This window comes from Sulfitobacter guttiformis, assembly GCF_003610455.1.
Taxonomy (GTDB): domain Bacteria; phylum Pseudomonadota; class Alphaproteobacteria; order Rhodobacterales; family Rhodobacteraceae; genus Sulfitobacter; species Sulfitobacter guttiformis.
Map to the genome: position 1 here is coordinate 1,364,828 of NZ_RAQK01000001.1, position 15,609 is coordinate 1,380,436.

The following is a 15,609-nucleotide window of genomic DNA, read 5'->3' on the forward strand; positions in this document are numbered from 1 at the left end:
TGCTACGGCGCTCATTGTTTTGGCTTTTTCGCCGGCCCTTTTGAAGGCCGATACGTTGCGTATAGCCACTTTCAATGCCGAGCTTATGCGCAAAGGTCCCGGTCTTTTGCTCCGCGACATACAGCGCGGCAAAGATCCCCAACTGGACGCCTTTGTTGCGCTGCTGGTCGATGTTCGTCCCGATGTGATTACGCTACAGGGGATTGACTACGATCTCCGCCAGACCGCCCTTAACGCGCTTGCAAGTATGCTGGCACAAGCAGGCCTCGAATATTCCTACATGTTCTCCAGCGCGCCCAATGCTGGGCAGGCCAGCGGCCTTGACTTGAACGGAAACGGCACTTTGGGGGACGCTGATGATGCACACGGCTATGGCCGCTTTAACGGTATGGGCGGCATGGCTGTCCTGTCGCGCTTTCCCATCGTCTTCGATGCAGTGCAGGACTTCACCCCGATGCTCTGGCGCGATCTGAAAAATCACATCTATCCCTTCTCCGACGGGCAACCTTTCGGCGGTGGTGATGTATTCGCTGCCCATCGCCTTTCGTCACGAAACCATTGGGTCGTACCAATTCAGACGCCCCATGGCGGCACCCTGCGCCTGATGACATTTCACGCGACCCCGCCCGTTTATGACGGCGACGAGGACCGCAATGGTCGCCGAAACCATGACGAGGTTGCTTTCTGGCTCGATTATCTCGCCTTTGACACCAGCGATCTGCCATTTGTCCTTGCAGGGACTGCAAATATCGATCCTGTAAGGAGCAGCGGTCGGCCTACCGCGATCAAAGAGTTGTTGGCCTCTCCCCTCCTGCAAAACCCTTTTGACGACAGCCCCACCGCTGACTTTAAAGATCCTTTTCCTGGCAATTTACGCGTCGACTACCTTTTGCCGTCGACTCACTGGCGCGTGACAGGACAGGGCATCGTGGGCGCACCGGCGGTCAGCCGCCATAGCCTGTTGTGGCTCGACATCACACCTACCGATCCTTGACGGCCATCGCCCTGCGCGCTACGCCGATTTAAGTCAATTTCAGGAGCATTTCGCATGGCAAACCCCACCCTTTTGATCCTCGCCGGTGACGGCATTGGCCCCGAGGTCATGGGCCAGGTCACCCGCATCATCGACTGGTTCGGTGACAAGCGCGGCCTCGCGTTCGATGTCGAGCATGATCTGGTCGGCGGCGCCGCCTATGACAAGCATGGTACCCCTTTGCACGACGATACGATGGCGCGTGCGATGGAAGTGGACGCAGTTCTGCTCGGGGCTGTTGGTGGTCCGAAATACGATGACCTCGATTTTTCGGTCAAGCCCGAGCGCGGCCTGCTGCGCCTGCGCAAAGAGATGGACCTGTTTTCTAATCTGCGGCCCGCCCAATGCTTTGACGCGCTGGCCGATTTCTCCTCGCTCAAAAAACATCTGATCGCAGGCCTCGATATCATGATCGTGCGTGAGCTGACCTCTGGTGTCTATTTCGGGGAGCCGCGGGGTATCTTTGAGGAAGGCAACGAGCGGGTTGGCATTAACACCCAGCGCTATACCGAGAGCGAGATCGGCCGCGTAGCACGCTCCGCATTCGAGCTGGCACGCCGTAGAGGCAACAAAGTCTGCTCGATGGAAAAGGCCAACGTGATGGAAAGTGGCATTCTGTGGCGCGAGGTTGTGCAAAAAGTGCATGATGAGGATTATCCCGATGTCGAGTTGAGCCATATGTACGCGGACAATGGCGCGATGCAGTTGGTGCGCGCGCCGAAACAGTTTGATGTGATCCTGACCGACAATCTGTTCGGCGATATTCTGTCCGATTGTGCGGCCATGCTCACCGGCTCGCTGGGAATGCTGCCTTCCGCCTCGCTGGGCGCACCCAATGCGGACGGGCGGCCAAAGGCGCTTTACGAGCCCGTTCATGGCTCTGCACCGGACATCACAGGGCAAGGCAAGGCCAACCCGATTGCGTGCATCCTCAGCTTTGCCATGGCCCTGCGCTATTCATTTGATCAAGGTGACGAGGCCACACGTCTCGAAAAAGCGATCGAGAAAGTTCTTGCTGATGGTGCGCGCACTGCGGACCTGATGGGTGAGGAAGGTGGCACGCCTATATCGACGTCTCAGATGGGCGATGTAATTCTCGCAGCTCTCGACGCGAGCCTGTAACGCAGAAAAACCGGCAGGCGCGCCTCTGCGAGATGCGCCTGCCATTTGCAGATTGAGACCTGCTGGAAAAACTGGCACCGTTCGGCAAACCACTGCCGAAGGGCTCCCAGATGACAAAAACACCCATCCTTGCCGAAGTGCTGCTGCCGACGACCGAGCTGCGCAATGATCTGCCGTTTTTTACTAAAACACTCGGCATGCGGCTCGAGAATATCTTTCCCGCCGACGACCCGTCAGTCGCCAGCTTTTCCGGCCACGGCCTGAGAATCAGGATCGAGAAAGGGGCTGATGTGCCGCCGGGACATATCCGCATACTAACCGATGATGTGGACGGCTTTGCAGATGGCAAGCGCGAGTTGAACGCGCCAAACGGCACACGCGTAACCATCATCCCTCTGACGCCGCAGGTCGAACATATCACTACACAGCACGAATTTGCCGTACGGCGGCTTACCGATGAGGCCCCTTGGGTCATTGGGCGCGCAGGCATGCACTACCGCGATCTTATCCCTTCGCGCCTCGGCGGCTCAATCATCGCGAGCCATATCCGCATACCCGATGGCGGACCCGTACCTGACATGGTCCATTACCATACGGTCGGGTTCCAACTTATCTTTTGCTATCGGGGTTGGGTCGATGTTCTGTATGAAGATCAGGGTGATGTAATCCGCCTACACGCTGGTGATTGCGTGACACAACCCCCCGGCATCCGCCACCGTGTTGTCGAAGCATCGCCAAACATCGAAGTAATCGAAATCGGCGTACCCGCAGAACATATCACCACAATTGACCATGACTTTACCCTGCCCAACGGCACCGGTGATCCGGCCCGCGAATGGGACGGGCAGACCTTCGTTCACCACATCAAAGAGCGGGCCGTATGGGCGCCTGCCCACATCCCAGGCTTTACCGCACGCGATACAGGTATCACCGCAGGCACCAAGGGCATCGCTGGTATTCAGGTTCTGCGCCGTGCCGAAGGTGCTTCATCCGCTTTCAGTCATACAGCGGACATCCATTTTACATTCGTCATGGAAGGCACAATGACGCTGCACGCCGAAGGTCAACAGGACCGCACGCTGGAGGCCGGCGACGGATTCGTCATCCCGCCTGAAATGGTCGTCAGTTACACTGACGCATCCGAAGACATAGAGCTGCTAGAGGTTGCTCTGCGCGGTGATTTCAATACCGTTCTGGCATGACCAAACTTGAGCTAAGCAATCATAACGCGCGTTAAGTGCGGCGAACCTGATCTGGGTCAGCCACCTGCGTCATGCTGAAGGAAAACACTGCCCTCAAGGTGGGATATGCAAAGTTCGAAGACTGCGCGATGCGATTTTTAACTGCACAAAGCGTCCCTCCGTTGCGACGGCGGCAATGGACGCTTTGACAGCTAAGCGGCTCGGGACACGTGTCGACCGCACTGTTGCAAACAAGCGATATGTCTCAATGGTTGGAAGATCGACTAATCAGAGGTTTGGAGTATCAGCCAACGCGGTTTCCCTCCGCATCAATCAGGGGCGTACCGTCTTCTTTCGACATCGCACCTGGCGGCAGGCGGTCGAGCAGGTTCAGCACTGTCTCGCTCGGCCGACAGAGCTGTACACCCTTGGACGAGCAGACAATGGGACGATTTACCAGAACGGGATGCTTCAGCATGGCAGCGAGTATCGTATCGTCGTCCACCGAAGGGTCGAGCAGGCCGAGTTCCTCAGCGGGGGATTTTGTTGTCCGCAGAGCGGAGCGCGGCGTGAGACCGGCGGCGGCGAACAGCGCCAGAAGCTGCGGGCGAGTCCAGCCAATTTTGAGGTACTCGATCACCACAGGCATCTCGCCTGAAGCCTCAATGATCGCCAATACGTTACGCGAGGTGCCGCAGTCGGGGTTATGATGGATGACGATGCTCACGAGGCGCCTTCTTCCTTTGGGAACCAGTGCTGCGTTCGGTTGGCGAACGCGACAAGCGAAAGCATTACCGGAACTTCCACGAGGACACCGACGACAGTAGCAAGCGCCGCTCCCGATCCCAGTCCGAACAGGCTGATGGCCACGGCGACGGCCAACTCGAAGAAGTTGGACGTGCCTATCATCGCACAGGGGGCTGCCACATTAAAAGGGATGCCCCAAGCCCGCGCCGCGCCGTAAGCTAAGAAAAAGATACCGTATGACTGAATGAGCAGAGGCACCGCGATCAAAGCGATAACCAGCGGGCGATCAAGAATGACTTCACCCTGAAAACCGAACAGCAAAACGACCGTCATCAGCAGCCCAAGGATTGCGAAAGGCTGCACGCGGGACTTGAATGCACCCACCGCTGCCTCGCCACCCTTCGCGACAAGATTTCGGCGCGTTAAATACCCGGCCACAAGCGGCTGCAGGACATAGAGACCTACTGATATCAGGAGCGTATCCCACGGCACGACGATATCGGTCACGCCCAGCAGAAAAGCCACGATGGGCGCGAAGGCGAAGACCATGATTACGTCGTTCACGCTAACCTGTACCAACGTGTAAGTCGCATCGCCACGCGTGAGGTTCGACCAGACAAACACCATCGCAGTGCAAGGTGCGGCCCCCAGCAAGATGACCCCTGCGAGGTAGGCTTGCGCGTCCTTCGGCGGAATTAGTCCCGCAAAGACGTATTCGAAGAACAGCACGCCTAGCGCTGCCATCGTGAAAGGCTTGACCAGCCAGTTTACCACCAGCGTCACAATTAGTCCCTTTGGCTTGTCGCCGACCTGCCGCAACGCACCAAAATCTACCCCCACCATCATCGGATAGACCATCGCCCAGATCAGCACTGCCACGGGCAAGTTGACCGAGGCTACCTCCAGCGAAGCTAGAAAGGAAAAGAGATTAGGAAAGAGGTTGCCCAGCAGCAGCCCAGCGCCGATGGCAAGTGCCACCCAAATGGAAAGCCAGCGTTCAAAAGTTCCCAGACCCGCCGCAGCGGGAAGTGATATATCGGTCATTTCGAGTGAGTATCCATTCTAGGGGTTTCTCGCATCAGCAAGCACAAGCGAGCTCATTGATGACGGGCTGGCACAGTTCGGGACGTCCTCCGCAGCAATCCTCCATTAGGAAGGCCAACAGACCGCGCATCCCGTCCATGTCAGCGAAGTATCGGATACCACGCCCTTCCCGCTTGCTGCGGATCAGGTCGGCACGAGACAAAATGCTTAGGTTAGCCGACATCGTATTCTGACGAACCCCAAGAGTGTCGCTTATATCGCCTGCAGTCATGCCAATCTCTCCGGCCTTAATGAGCAGGCGGAATACATCAAGCCGCGTAGATTGACTGAGAGCAGCAAAGGCGTTGAGAGCTTTTTCTATATCCATAAATCTGGATATGTCGATATATCATGATGAAAGTCAAGCACTTTTGGGAGGTGTTGGGTGCCCTGCAAAGATAGATAGGATTCACAAGGGGATCATGAAAAACGAAACTGAAAAGCATGACAATGAGCGGACAAAATACTCAATTTTCTGCCACCGCCTTGACATTTCGGTAGCTGATTTTCTTGCCTGAGTTAGCATCGACCAACATGGGCGCAATAGGATCTCCTGTCTCCCGCGAGAACAGCTGCACTGAGGGCACGCCCTCCGTCGGAACATGCTCGTTTGCCCATTCGATCAATGTCACCAGTAGCGGATACAGGGCCTTGCCGCGATCGGTCAGCCGGTATTCATGGCGCAGCGGTCGCTGTTGGTAGGCCTCACGTTGCAGCACGCCTGCCGCCTCGAGTTTGCGCAGCCGATCGGCAAGAACATGGCGTGTAATACCAAGCCGCTCCTGCATCTGCTCAAACCTGCGGATACCCAAAAAGCAATCTCGCAGGACCAGCATGGTCCAGCGGTCGCCAACCACGGAAAGGCCGCGTGCGACGGGACAAGATTCCTTGTGAAGATCATTCCATTTCATGATGATTATATAGCAGGGATTGACAGGTTCTGAAAGAGAACTTACCAATAGTTAGTTCCTAAAAGGAATGCACCTCCTGACTGCTCGTTGAGCCGGTCAAGACTTTACAAAAGGTGAGCAAAAGCAGTGAATAATGTAAGATGCTTTCTGACCTCACAGATTAGTGACCGCCGTCCAAAAGGCGTCAGCGAATGACCTCGGGCGGCCAGACTTCGGCGGCAAACACAATGGCAAATGCGGCCGCGATCTCACGCGCCTCCAGGACGCGGCTCATGCTTGAGGCACCAATCGCACCTACCCTTGCGAAGCTGGCGGCGCCGAACGTGCTGGCGATGTTCGTGCAGGCTGCGCAAAGCATTGCCGAGGCCTATTTCGCAAGCCTACTCGGAGTAACCGCCTTGGCAGGATTAGCACTGGTGTTCCCGTTGGTTATGCTGACGCAGATGCTCTCGGCGGGCGCGATCGGCGGTGCGATTTCTGCCTCCGTCGCGCGCGCACTCGGTGCGGGGGATGTAGGCAGGGCGGCGACGCTTACGCTTGCCGCATGGATCATCGCGATCGGCCTAGCAGTGACTATGGCTGTGCTTGTCGCACTGTTTGGCACATCCTTCTTCATGATGCTGGGCGGCGGAGAAGAAACGGTTGCTGCCGCTACGACCTATGCGCTGGTCTTCTTTCCAGGCTGCGTGGCAATCTGGCTCTGCAATGCTTCGCTCAGCGTAATTCGCGGCACTGGCAACATGCAGATACCCGCACTCCTCTTGTTGATGGTGTCAGTGATCTCCATTCCGCTTTCGGGTGGCTTTGCGCTTGGGTGGGGACCGTTGCCGGCACTCGGCATGGCAGGCCTTCCACTCGGTGTGATCCTCGCCTTCTGCATTGGGGCGATCTTTGCGATCGGGTATATCGCCTTGGGGCGTACGGGTCTGTCGTTTCAAGGGACGATCGGTCGCATCGCTCCAGATATGTTTAGCGACATCCTTAGCGTAGGCACGCTTGCTGCGATCAATACTGTACTAACGACAGTCACAATCATCATGATGACGGGGCTGGTCGGTCGTTACGGCGAGGGGGCACTGGCGGGCTACGGTTTAGGCGCTCGACTGGAATTTCTGATGATCCCGGTTATCTTCGGGATCGGAGCTGCGATGACGGCGATGGTCGGCGCCAATATCGGTGCCGGTCGCACCGACCGCGCGCTGCTTGTGGCTTGGACCGGCTCGCTTGCTGCGGCGGGCATTGTAGGCAGCATCGGCTTGCTGTTGGCGATCTTTCCGGACCTCTGGTTGGGAATGTTCCTTGCCCCCTCCAACACCGCAGCACTCGATGCCGGGCGCAGCTACTTCCGCATTGTGGCGCCTTTTTATGCCTTCTTCGGGCTTGGGCTCGCGTTCTATTTTGCGTCACAGGGGGCTGGCCGTATGCTTTGGCCCGTGATTAGCAGTCTGAGCCGTATGGTCATCGCTCTATTCGGAGCACTGCTTCTCACGACACACACAGGCATGGGGATCGACGGTATATTCACTGCCATCGGCTGCGCCATGCTGGTCTACGGGCTGATCATTGCAATCGCCATCCAGCGCGGTGGATGGAGAAAAAGACAGTTATGACGCAAATGTATCTTGAAGATTTTAAGGCTGGCCAGACTTACAGCTCGGGCCAGATAGTTGTAACAGAGGAGGAAATCATCCATTTTGCTAACCAATTTGATCCGCAGCCCTTTCACCTTGACCCGGAGGCGGCCAAGACAACCTTTTTTCGCGGATTGGCAGCAAGCGGCTGGCACACCGCAGCAATGACGATGAAACTTCTTGTCGGTGGTGAAATGGCACCTGCAAACGGAATTATCGGCGCAGGATTCGAATCTCTGAACTGGCCCAGACCCGTCCGGCCCGGTGACACGCTGCGGGTATTTTCAGAAGTTCTGGAGGTACGGCCCTCGAAATCCCGACCGACCCAAGGTATGATCAAAGTTCGCAGCAGGACATTGAACCAAAATGAAGAGGTTGTTCAGGAGTCCGTCGGTAATTTGGTTGTTATGACACGACAGACAAGCACGATCTCATGATCTGAGTTTTTGACAACAAGGTCGGCAAGAAACTAAGCAAAATTTCAAGCGATAAAGCACGCATCTTTGCGTTTAGCTTTAGCCTATTCTTGTCACAGCTCAAAAGCTAAAGCCGGGTTGGTTTTGCCACCGCTTGAGGTGGACAAACAGCAGTTCAGTTTTCTTCAGCCGGGTGCGGGCAACTTGAACGCCTCAATATCCGCGAGGTCTCGAATGGCGTGTCGAACCTCCTCATCCATCAGCCGAATGACGACGCGCGTTCCAGCCATTTTTATTCAAGTTCTTCAGGCGCGGCCTTTCTTTCATGATTGGCATCGACGTGACGAGTGCTTTCGTCGATCAACGCTACAGTGCTGCGATCATACCATTATCTGCGCAGACACCAACCACAGGATCAAAGGCACGCCGCATGGGATCATCATCAGTAACACGCCTATGTCGGTTCTTGTTAAAGGCTGAAGGTTCTGACACCGCCCCTTCAAGGTCGAGGCGGCGAAACCAGCGTAGGCGAAGTTCACGTGAACTTCTTCGCAAGGTCGGACCTCTCATCAAATTCCTTAAGGTTCGTCTACCAGCGCATCCGGATCTTCAACTCTGGGTCAATCGACGAACGGCCTGTGGGTCTATAAAGCGAGGTCAGTTCAATGCGAAGGGCTGTAAAGTTCCCAAATCGATCCACGTGGCGCAGCAGGTGACCTTTGAAAAGGTAATCTTTCAACCGAAGCCGGTAAAAGAGCTCTTCCTTGCGTTCAATCTGGTCCTTAGGACAGCTAGCGTTTGGACGATCAGCCGCGCCTTAATGAGCAATGATCGCGCAACCTCGGCGGATGACCGCACCGTCCACATCGAGCAATATACTGGGCGCATCCTCGCGGATGTCCGGTTTGCGGAGTATTCGGTATACGCACAGGGCATGGTCGGCCGCTTTGCAGCACCGCCTATGCCAAGCGAACTGCCGCTCTGACAGGGAGCCATACTCACCGGTCTTGGCGTATCGCTGCCTTTCCCAACGGCGGGCATTACGCCCCTGGCGGTGCTGTTACTAGACTGGATATCCTTCTCGCACATTCCGGCAATACATCGGGTTCTATCATAAATAAAACTGCGCCACCCTCCAAGGCATGTGCAACAACCTTTGCCTGTTTCCAAAACGCTGGTCAAAACTCAATCAGTTGTGAAAGATTTAGACCTCCCACATCGTACCTGACTTCTAAACTAGTGCACAAATTTGGCAAAGAAGGCTCGTTTCCGCCCTTGGCTGCAAATGCATTGGCTGAACTTCAATGGATGGCAGCTGTGCGAATATAACGACCTCTTCGATTGTCCAACCCCAAAGGTTGCAGTTGTAATGCTCCAGTCGCATTAAAGCGAAGCATTGAAGGGATGCCAACTTGAACTCAGATGCGCAGGTAAGATCGTTGTAACCTGTAAGTTCGATTGGCACTCTCACGCTATTGGAAGTATCGAGACGGGGCCGCGCTATCTAAGATAGCTCGATACACCTTGCAAATATGCAACCGAGTGTCGCAAGGTCATTGAGTCAGGTGTACAATATTGAGGTCTGTTAAGAAGGTTTGATGATTGGATTAAGGTTAATTAGCTGTTTGGCCCATTTTTGGCTCATGGGCGCGTTGCTGATGACGCCTGCAATGGCAGAGGTCCGTTTTGACAACGCTTTGGGCAGTGAGACTTTGGGGCGGCCCGTAGCCTACGCGCTCTATTTGCCGCCTGGATATGACCAAGACAAACGCGCCTATCCCGTGCTCTATTTACTGCATGGTGGGGGCAGCGGACAACCAAGCGATTGGTTCACTCTTGCAGGCCTCGACCAGACACTGGACCGAATGATCCGCGATGGTAAAATTCGCCCCTTGATTGCGATCGCCCCTGACGGGCGCCGGAACAGCGCTAACGATATTGCAACATATTTTTTGGATGACCACGACGGTCAAGTCGCTTGGCAAACTATGTTCTTTGAAGATTTTATACCCGCCGTAGAAAAGCGCCACCGTGCCATTGGTGGTGGTGACGCTCGCGCAATCCTCGGGATTTCAATGGGTGCGGTAGCAGCAACCATTTACCAAATGCAGGAGCCCAACGCGTTTGCAGGAGTATCCGCCCTGAGCTCAGCATTCAGAACAGAGGAGCAGCTTCTGGACCTCTCCACCGAGGGATACCAAAGTCGGTACGCCGGCATTATTGGGCCTGACTTAAAGGGCAAAGAGCGCCTGAACGTGGCTTGGACAGAATTACTACCTGAGAGTCTTGTAGACCAAACTGACAAAGCGCGCTTTCAGCGTATTCCGAGACTATACTTTGAGATCGGCTCTGATGACCCCTTTTTCGAAGCAAATGCAGATCTACATGTCGTATTCAGAGATGCGGGAATCAAACATCGGTTCCGTGTCACTGAAGGCGGGCATGATTGGAATTTTTGGCGCACCTCACTGGAAGAAGCGTTGTTGCATATAGATGCAGTGCTGACGCGCGGTTATGGAGAGTAACAGACAATTCTGTCACAGAAATCGTGGTTAGGATGTGCTTTCGCTTTTTCCTACAACCGACATTCATACATTGGGCTCTTTGTAGGCTTTCGCTTCGTTTGCATCCAGTTTTTACTTCAGTTGTACACGCCCATGGCCACTTGGCAGGCGGAGCGGCATTTGAGTATTCCGCCTTAATCCTCCGCTTCATTAAGCTCTTTGGCGACCCACCAAACTCAGGGGTAGAGAGGGTAAATATCTGGCAGGTAGTCTAATCCTGCATATTCAGACATTTCCAACGCACATCAAAGTTTGATTAGTCGATCCCCAACCTTAACAGTCCCGTCTCTCACGATTTTACAAAGAATTCCACGTAGGCGAAAATCACGGTTCTCGCGCTTGTTGATCCATCTCAGGCTATCGTTCCCATACCTGTCGCGCCACTTGATGCAAGCCGTGTTGAATTTATCGCTTACTTCCAGCAGCGCCGAACCAACACTTAATCTAGTTCCGACCGGGAGGTTCGCGGCGCTGAGGTCCATATCCACAACAATAGGATCACCAGGATGAACAGTGTTCGTACGATCGCGCCAGCACAGATCCATGACCCGCTGTGAGAGAATAGAAACTTGAATTCGGGGATCCGGTTCGCCGTTAGGTAGGGTTAACCAAGGCTTCTTGGTCCATCTTTCCCCGATGATGCCGTGAGAGACGCTCATCTCTAATGCAACGGGAAACGTCCGGAGGCCAAAATCAGGTCGAAAGCACAACTGCCCTATCGTAGCGCCACTGTTCGGTGAAGCCAAAATGTGATCCAGCGCTGCTTCGCATTCAGAAATCGTTGCGTGTTTGGGAGTTTGTGGCTCTATCGCTTCCAACTTCGTATTCCTTGTCCAGCTTAATAATCGCTTGTCCAGCCTATCATGTCTAAGCCAGTGAAAAGTTTTATTTTTCAAGCATGCACCGCTTCATTCGGACCGAACCTATTGCTGCAGTTTGATCAGCAAGTACCCAGTGCGGGCGGCTTGATGCGCGCCGGATAGCATTAGAACAGAGTATTTGGAAGTCATGTGGTTGGTTACGCGATGAACCTCACCGCCTGTTCACGCCAATTCTGTGAACTAAATGTGATCAGCCAACCGCTTGGCCATTAATTGACAGCAAATAGCAGATCTTTGTCATGCGGCAGCAAAAACAACCGTGCTCTTGCTCTCTTCAACATGGCGATCAACAGCAAGTTGTGAGGTTGCGATCTTTGTTGATTGCAGGTCATAGACGCAATGGCGTCAGCCAAGATCAAACAATGCGTATAAGGCCTGCAAACCACAACCCTAGGGTTAGTTCGTTTCGAGATAGCTGAAAACACGGGTGTGTCAGTGTTTAGGGTATCACGAGCAACTCACCAGCCATTCAATTACTGCTTGCGATACAACTATGCACAACAGCATCCGCAAGATGGGTGTGGAGCTGTGATATGTACTGACAGTTTGGGAAGCCGTCTAAATCAATATTTTAGTCCATTTGACACGGACGGCCTAAAGCTTGAATTTATCGCTTGAACAGACCCGCGACTTTTCTACCCTGTTTGTCCAGCACTCTAGTATCTGCAAGATTTATCAGTTGGTTTGCTGCGATACGAGCGCGTTCGGCCTTCGCGCTTCGCAGTTGGACCGGCCCTCCGACAGATACGGCAATCCCGATATATTCATCAGCATTACGTTTTGAATTGTTGGCATGCATAGCATTCTCGATTTTGGCCTCGATATCAATCGCAAGCATTGGATGCACCGAATTCACCGCGATCAGGAGCGTTCCGTTATTGGTGTAGGCCATCACTGTTTGATCGGGTTTGAAACATTTGGCAGATGATTCAGCAACATCCTGAAGCAGCGGAGCAAAAAATCGAGATGAGAGCTGCATGTCGACCGCTTCGATTGCCTCAATGACAACCGCAAACATCTGGATATCAGTCACCTGTTTTGCGGGCAATTGGCTTAGGTAACTCGAAAATGCTTCGAAATCGACAAGACTTCCAATACCTTCGACCTTTATTTTGTCCGGGAGTTTGAGGGCATAGGTCGGAGCCAAGTCTAATTTGTATTCTGTGTTTGTCTGTCTGACCTGATCTCGCTGAGCGAGGATCAGCTCCTGCGCTATTCGCAAACGGTCGCTCAATTCTGCAATATCGAAGGGTTTCGCGACATAGTCTGTGGCACCGGCTCTGTAGGCGTCACCCATAACCGCGATGTCCCGTTTCGCGGTTAGCATGATTATAGGGGTTTCACTATATTGGGGCATCTGTCGAACAAGCTCACAGAGTTCCACACCGTCCATTACAGGCATACTGATATCGAGCAAGATGCAATCAAAGGAAATTTCGCTGCTTTTCAACAGCTCTAGCGCCTGCCCACCTGAAGCAACGGCTGTCAGCTCGGAAAACCCAGCCTTTGCCGAGATAAGCGGCATAATTTCGAGGATAAATGGGTCATCATCTACAGCAAGGATCCTCATTGGCACCTCGATAGGCGCGGTCAGCTCTTTGTTGGAGGAATTAACAGGATCTGAGTCATCTCCTTGGACCCGATGGTCCGCTGGGGATAGAACATCACCGCGACGCATAAATATATTCGTGATTACCCGGGCAACAGACAAAAGGATGATAGTTGTGGATCCGACCAATGTATAAAGGCCGAAGGCAAGCCAAAGTGATGACCCGAGGTGAAGGGCGGCAGCGAATGCGAACAAGCCAAAAAAGGCCCCGACAATAAGGTATAAGACTATCAATTACTCAACTCGTATATTCTGACTGTTCAAACGCAAAAGTCATTGGAAACCAGTATATTTGGTCGTTGCTCCGAAGGTTCATCCATAATTTCAACTTTGGCAGCCGCTTAAAGCGTTCAAGGGGCAAGGGCTAGGACTACTTTTATTGCTACTTATTGGCGAAATTATGACCTACAAGTCAGCGCCCTGAACACCCACAGTGTCCTCCGATCCCAGCTTTGCCCGCCCTCCCTTCGTACAGAAGGCTATTTATGTCTTAATACCACCATTTTTTTCGCCTATAGGTAGAGTGTGCCAAGAACGCTCAAGTATAAGCAAAGGGAAAAAGATGTCTGTCACGGTAAGAACAAAGCAGCTCTTGGTTGCACTTACACTTTGCTTTTTCGCTCTTCCTGTTGCAGGAAAGACGGAGCAAATTCTTACAGTTGAGGCCAATGGTAAGATCGCAAGCTATACGCTTCAAGATTTATCAAATCTTCCGCAGGCCTTTGTCAAAACCAGAAACAACTACGTCGATGACATAACTACATTTTCCGGCCCAACATTGCGATCAATTCTCGAGCAAAATGGTATCGGCCCAAATGACGATATAGAACTTCATGCGCTAAACGATTTTTTTGTAAGTGCACCTGCCAAGGATGCGTATAACTACAATGTCATTCTGGCCATCCTGATGAATGAGAAAGAGATGTCGGTCCGAGACAAAGGGCCGATTTGGGTTATTTATCCCATTGATGAACATCCAGAGCTGAATGATGACATCTACAATGGTCGGCTCGTCTGGCAACTTGACAAAATAACACTCAAATGAACTTCATAAAACGGCCGATCCGGACCACTTTGCTTGTTCTTTTCATCGTGGCCGCAGCCCTGAGCGGCGGCGTTCTTTGGGCATTGAATGAACATTTGCGGAAAGTTGTTGTCGTTGAGCAAGGTGATCCCTTGTGGGTGACGTCCCAGCTACAGCACGAGTTTTTGAGGCTAAAGGAATCAATAAACCTCTATGGTGATGGCGAGTTAACGGGCAGTAACGTTGCCTTGAGATTCGACATTGCCTGGAGCCGCATCAATATAATGCAATTAGGAGCCATGGCCGCTTTTTCTTCTGCGCTCCCAGAAGAAGAAAATCCTATCGCATCTCTTGAAGAGACTTTCAGGTCAATTGAACACGCGATACAGGCACTTCAAGTATCAGAAAATTCGCTAACAGAACGTGCTCAGAATGCGAAGCTCTTGCAAGATAGTTTGCAGCCGTACGATCCCAGGCTGAAACGGTTTGCACTCCTGTTAGCGCAAGAAAAATCCCGATCTATGTACGAGTACCGCAGCAACGCGCTCTCGCTCGCCGGTGCTATCGGATACCTATTAGCGGCCATTTTGTTACTGACAACAGCATTTTGTGGTTTTCTAGTGCTGGATTTACGAGAAAGCCGTGCAACAACCCTAAAATTAGAGGATCTGGCTAATAGAGCTAGCGCAGCATCGGCAGCGAAAGATCGCTTCATGAGCGCTATCAGCCATGAATTGCGAACGCCGCTAACTTCAATTCGCGGAGCGATAGGGATCCTGATTAACACATTTGATGCAATGCCGGCGGCCCAAGCTAAGAAAGTCATTGCTATAGCTGAGCGGAACTCCGAGAGGCTTTTGACGCTGGTAAATGACATACTGGATGCTCAACAGGTCATGGAGGGAAAGGTTAAGTTGCGTTTGGAACTTATTGATCTATCGCACATCATCTGGGCTGCCGTCGAAGATTGCCAAGCATATGCCGATCAGATGCATGTCACGTACAAGGTCGAAATCCAAGATGAACCGCTGATGGTCGAAGCGGATAAAGACAGGATCTCTCAAGTCATATGCAACCTTTTGTCGAACGCGGCCAAGTTTTCAAATTCCGGCGACGAGGTCACTGTACGCGCCTTTAAATCTGGCAACCTCGTAAAGGTCGAAGTCGAGGACCATGGTGTAGGGATCGCAGAGGAAGAACACGAAAGCATTTTTACACGTTTTCATCAAATCAATCCCGGTGAGACCGGACCAAATAAAAGTAGTGGATTGGGTCTGAACATCTCAAAAGAATTGATCGAAATGCATGGTGGAAATATTAGTTTTTCTAGCTCACTGGCAACCGGAGCAATTTTTAGATTTAGCTTGACGGCAAAAGGTTGATCTATCGGTAAGAGCATCCCGCCCA

General features: G+C 53.0%; 15 protein-coding genes. 9 read left to right on the forward strand and 6 right to left on the reverse strand.

The genetic code is table 11. The features are described from left to right. Positions 1-55: 55 nt before the first annotated feature. The 3 genes from C8N30_RS06785 to C8N30_RS06795 all read left to right on the forward strand — a co-directional run bounded on the left by C8N30_RS06785 (position 56) and on the right by C8N30_RS06795 (position 3,357). On the forward strand, positions 56-994 hold the full coding sequence (locus tag C8N30_RS06785) for an endonuclease/exonuclease/phosphatase family protein (RefSeq protein WP_232222840.1): 939 nt from the start codon (positions 56-58) through the stop codon (positions 992-994). A gap of 54 nt (positions 995-1,048) precedes the next feature. Then, positions 1,049-2,155, forward strand: a complete 1,107-nt coding sequence (leuB, locus tag C8N30_RS06790; protein WP_025063752.1) for a 3-isopropylmalate dehydrogenase — start codon at positions 1,049-1,051, stop codon at positions 2,153-2,155. 110 nt (positions 2,156-2,265) lie between these two features. Next, a complete protein-coding gene (locus tag C8N30_RS06795; RefSeq protein WP_025063753.1) occupies positions 2,266-3,357 on the forward strand; it encodes a cupin domain-containing protein in 1,092 nt (363 codons plus the stop codon). Positions 3,358-3,640: 283 nt separating this feature from the next. Here the strand turns inward: C8N30_RS06795 and arsC are convergent, their stop codons facing one another. The 4 genes from arsC to C8N30_RS06815 form a co-directional block, all read right to left on the reverse strand. Further along, on the reverse strand, positions 3,641-4,063 hold the full coding sequence (arsC, locus tag C8N30_RS06800) for an arsenate reductase (glutaredoxin) (RefSeq protein ID WP_025063754.1): 423 nt from the start codon (positions 4,061-4,063) through the stop codon (positions 3,641-3,643). Continuing rightward, complete coding sequence (arsB, locus tag C8N30_RS06805) at positions 4,060-5,127, reverse strand: ACR3 family arsenite efflux transporter (protein WP_025063755.1); 1,068 nt, start codon at positions 5,125-5,127, stop codon at positions 4,060-4,062. Before arsB ends, arsC begins: the two co-directional genes overlap by 4 nt. Positions 5,128-5,161: 34 nt before the next feature. Then, positions 5,162-5,494 (reverse strand): ArsR/SmtB family transcription factor, encoded by a 333-nt coding sequence (locus C8N30_RS06810; RefSeq protein WP_025063756.1) that lies wholly within the window; start codon positions 5,492-5,494, stop codon positions 5,162-5,164. A gap of 139 nt (positions 5,495-5,633) precedes the next feature. Continuing rightward, complete coding sequence (locus C8N30_RS06815) at positions 5,634-6,077, reverse strand: winged helix-turn-helix transcriptional regulator (protein ID WP_025063757.1); 444 nt, start codon at positions 6,075-6,077, stop codon at positions 5,634-5,636. A gap of 272 nt (positions 6,078-6,349) precedes the next feature. Between C8N30_RS06815 and C8N30_RS06820 the strand changes: the two genes are divergently transcribed. The 4 genes from C8N30_RS06820 to C8N30_RS06835 all read left to right on the forward strand — a co-directional run bounded on the left by C8N30_RS06820 (position 6,350) and on the right by C8N30_RS06835 (position 10,649). Further along, positions 6,350-7,687, forward strand: coding sequence for an MATE family efflux transporter (locus C8N30_RS06820; RefSeq protein ID WP_232222842.1), 1,338 nt, complete (start codon positions 6,350-6,352; stop codon positions 7,685-7,687). Continuing rightward, a complete protein-coding gene (locus C8N30_RS06825; protein WP_025063759.1) occupies positions 7,684-8,145 on the forward strand; it encodes a MaoC family dehydratase in 462 nt (153 codons plus the stop codon). The genes C8N30_RS06820 and C8N30_RS06825 overlap by 4 nt, the downstream gene beginning before the upstream one ends. A 799-nt stretch (positions 8,146-8,944) precedes the next feature. Beyond that, positions 8,945-9,109 (forward strand): hypothetical protein, encoded by a 165-nt coding sequence (locus tag C8N30_RS19285; RefSeq protein ID WP_170151149.1) that lies wholly within the window; start codon positions 8,945-8,947, stop codon positions 9,107-9,109. A 640-nt stretch (positions 9,110-9,749) separates the two neighbouring features. Continuing rightward, complete coding sequence (locus C8N30_RS06835; protein ID WP_170151162.1) at positions 9,750-10,649, forward strand: alpha/beta hydrolase; 900 nt, start codon at positions 9,750-9,752, stop codon at positions 10,647-10,649. A 284-nt stretch (positions 10,650-10,933) separates the two neighbouring features. On the opposite strand, the gene C8N30_RS06840 is transcribed toward C8N30_RS06835, so the two are convergent. Beyond that, positions 10,934-11,506, reverse strand: coding sequence for an MOSC domain-containing protein (locus C8N30_RS06840; RefSeq protein ID WP_025063762.1), 573 nt, complete (start codon positions 11,504-11,506; stop codon positions 10,934-10,936). 670 nt (positions 11,507-12,176) lie between these two features. After that, positions 12,177-13,247, reverse strand: coding sequence for a response regulator (locus C8N30_RS06845; protein WP_147419685.1), 1,071 nt, complete (start codon positions 13,245-13,247; stop codon positions 12,177-12,179). A 493-nt stretch (positions 13,248-13,740) separates the two neighbouring features. Between C8N30_RS06845 and C8N30_RS06850 the strand changes: the two genes are divergently transcribed. Both C8N30_RS06850 and C8N30_RS06855 read left to right on the forward strand, forming a co-directional pair. Beyond that, positions 13,741-14,223 (forward strand): putative pterin-binding protein, encoded by a 483-nt coding sequence (locus C8N30_RS06850; protein ID WP_025063764.1) that lies wholly within the window; start codon positions 13,741-13,743, stop codon positions 14,221-14,223. After that, positions 14,220-15,584, forward strand: a complete 1,365-nt coding sequence (locus tag C8N30_RS06855) for a sensor histidine kinase (RefSeq protein ID WP_025063765.1) — start codon at positions 14,220-14,222, stop codon at positions 15,582-15,584. Before C8N30_RS06850 ends, C8N30_RS06855 begins: the two co-directional genes overlap by 4 nt. Positions 15,585-15,609: the final 25 nt, after the last annotated feature.

Excerpts from the sequence above, each read along its gene's own strand:
- leuB (WP_025063752.1), top strand. The coding sequence starts at position 1,049 with ATGGCAAACCCCACCCTTTTGATCCTCGCCGGTGACGGCATTGGCCCC.
- C8N30_RS06815 (WP_025063757.1), bottom strand. The coding sequence starts at position 6,077 with ATGAAATGGAATGATCTTCACAAGGAATCTTGTCCCGTCGCACGCGGC.
- C8N30_RS06855 (WP_025063765.1), top strand. The coding sequence starts at position 14,220 with ATGAACTTCATAAAACGGCCGATCCGGACCACTTTGCTTGTTCTTTTC.
- C8N30_RS06795 (WP_025063753.1), top strand. The coding sequence starts at position 2,266 with ATGACAAAAACACCCATCCTTGCCGAAGTGCTGCTGCCGACGACCGAG.
- C8N30_RS06825 (WP_025063759.1), top strand. The coding sequence starts at position 7,684 with ATGACGCAAATGTATCTTGAAGATTTTAAGGCTGGCCAGACTTACAGC.
- C8N30_RS19285 (WP_170151149.1), top strand. The coding sequence starts at position 8,945 with ATGAGCAATGATCGCGCAACCTCGGCGGATGACCGCACCGTCCACATC.
- C8N30_RS06810 (WP_025063756.1), bottom strand. The coding sequence starts at position 5,494 with ATGGATATAGAAAAAGCTCTCAACGCCTTTGCTGCTCTCAGTCAATCT.
- C8N30_RS06850 (WP_025063764.1), top strand. The coding sequence starts at position 13,741 with ATGTCTGTCACGGTAAGAACAAAGCAGCTCTTGGTTGCACTTACACTT.
- C8N30_RS06845 (WP_147419685.1), bottom strand. The coding sequence starts at position 13,247 with ATGCGTCGCGGTGATGTTCTATCCCCAGCGGACCATCGGGTCCAAGGA.
- arsB (WP_025063755.1), bottom strand. The coding sequence starts at position 5,127 with ATGACCGATATATCACTTCCCGCTGCGGCGGGTCTGGGAACTTTTGAA.
- C8N30_RS06820 (WP_232222842.1), top strand. The coding sequence starts at position 6,350 with ATGCTTGAGGCACCAATCGCACCTACCCTTGCGAAGCTGGCGGCGCCG.